Genomic DNA, 1,550 nt, shown 5'->3' on the forward strand with positions numbered 1-1,550 from the left:
TTGGTTTGAAAGAAGCGGCGAAGCGGGCAGTAGGAACCGGCGCGGGTCAAATCCCTGACATGTCAGCATTCGAATATGTGGGAAATGCTTCCGCCGGTTATGTGAAACTGCCGAACGGCTTTAAATTGCAGTGGCTGGAAACGGGAAAAGTACCGGCAGGCACTACCGGGGTGGGGTACTGGGCTTACCCGTTATCTGTTTGTTTATTTGCTATCGCCGTCCCCGTTGCTGTTACCCCGAATACGACAGCGGGAAACGTTGTGGCCGGGGCATTTTCAAACGCAGCGGTAGAGCTGCATAACTGGGGGCAGATTTCTGCATCTGCACGCATTATAGGGATTGGACGATGAGCGGATTTTTTTATTCAGCAACCACAAACGGCGCGTACCCGCAAAGTGACATTGAACTTTATAAAGCTACAGGCACCTGGCCGGACGATGCGGTTTTAATGTCTGCGGAAGTGTTCAGCGAATTTTTTAGCGAACTACCCCCGGCAGGAAAAATACGCATCGCCGGGCCTGATGGTTTACCTGCCTGGGCTGACATACCAAAACCCTCGAAAGCGGAATTAATTAGTCAGGCAGAACAGCAAAAACAGCGCCGCATAGACGATGCTATGCAGTCAATTAGCGTTATACAGTTGAAACTTCGGGCGGGAAGAAAACTTACACCCGACGAGACGATTAATTTAAATCTGACGCTGGATTATATTGAGGCGGTGGAAGCGACAGACACCTCCACCGCGCCGGATATAAACTGGCCCGCTATTCCGGCTTAACAGGCCAGCTAATGTTGGGCGCTGTTGTGGTATCAACCCGCATCAATAACACCCGGTATTTTTTCCATTCAGACAACGCGGCGGTTTCTTCTACCGTCGCTATCCCTGCATCAACGGCATCCTGCCGCCACGCAATTTCATGGTCAGCCCTTTGGCGCAGAACAATTCGATGAGCCTCTGCTGTAATGATTAGTTGCTCTTTTGTTGGTGGCGCCGGCTCGATTAGGGTTACAAGTCCGTCACTGCTTACTGAAAATGTGGAGCCGGGGGCGCGGCCCATTGCTTTTCTGTACTCACCCTCTGATACGTCTATCGCGTCAGCAGGTATTGACTCATATTTCAGCTCTGGCGGGTAAAATAAACCATCATGAAACTTATAAACATTTTTCATCTTCATCCCCTCAATAACCAATCGCAAGCCAGAAACAATTTTCGTTTACACCGCCAGGTGCATAGTTCTGAATTCTAATTTGTTGAGTCCCTTCTGGACCGACATTCATTGGTGCATTTGACCCTGGAGCGCCGCGCCCCCCAGTGGCCCATAGTATTCCGGTGGGAAAAGCAATATTCAGGTTATAGGCAGCATTGCTTCCCGGAGCGGTCGAACGCACACCCCACTGAATTATCAGAGACTGGGCACCACCACCGCTGCCAATAGTTGGTATCCGAACATATCCGTTTCCGATCATTAAACTTCTAAATGACGACATATCTGGAATGCCATCAATTATCCCTGCATCAACATTCCGTTTTGCCGCTGTTCCCAAACCAA

The 1,550-nt window shown here is 50.0% G+C and carries 3 protein-coding genes and 1 pseudogene; 2 read left to right on the top strand and 2 right to left on the bottom strand.

The window, feature by feature from the left end; all coding sequences use genetic code 11:
- Together OGV38_RS00230 and OGV38_RS00235 are read left to right on the top strand one after the other, a co-directional pair.
- A pseudogene (locus OGV38_RS00230) lies at positions 1–350 on the top strand (hypothetical protein); the annotation flags it as partial.
- On the top strand, positions 347–778 hold the full coding sequence (locus tag OGV38_RS00235) for a tail fiber assembly protein (protein ID WP_286472821.1): 432 nt from the start codon (positions 347–349) through the stop codon (positions 776–778). The pseudogene OGV38_RS00230 and the gene OGV38_RS00235, both read left to right, overlap by 4 nt.
- On the opposite strand, the gene OGV38_RS00240 is transcribed toward OGV38_RS00235, so the two are convergent.
- On the bottom strand, positions 765–1,169 hold the full coding sequence (locus OGV38_RS00240; protein WP_286472822.1) for a tail fiber assembly protein: 405 nt from the start codon (positions 1,167–1,169) through the stop codon (positions 765–767). The two genes, OGV38_RS00235 and OGV38_RS00240, sit on opposite strands and share 14 nt — an antisense overlap.
- Positions 1,170–1,179: 10 nt before the next feature.
- Positions 1,180–1,550: gp53-like domain-containing protein (locus OGV38_RS00245; protein WP_502874065.1), on the bottom strand; the 371-nt coding region annotated here is incomplete at its 5' end.

It is taken from the genome of Citrobacter sp. Cb080 (genome assembly GCF_030334745.1).
Classification (GTDB): Bacteria; Pseudomonadota; Gammaproteobacteria; order Enterobacterales; family Enterobacteriaceae; genus Citrobacter; species Citrobacter braakii.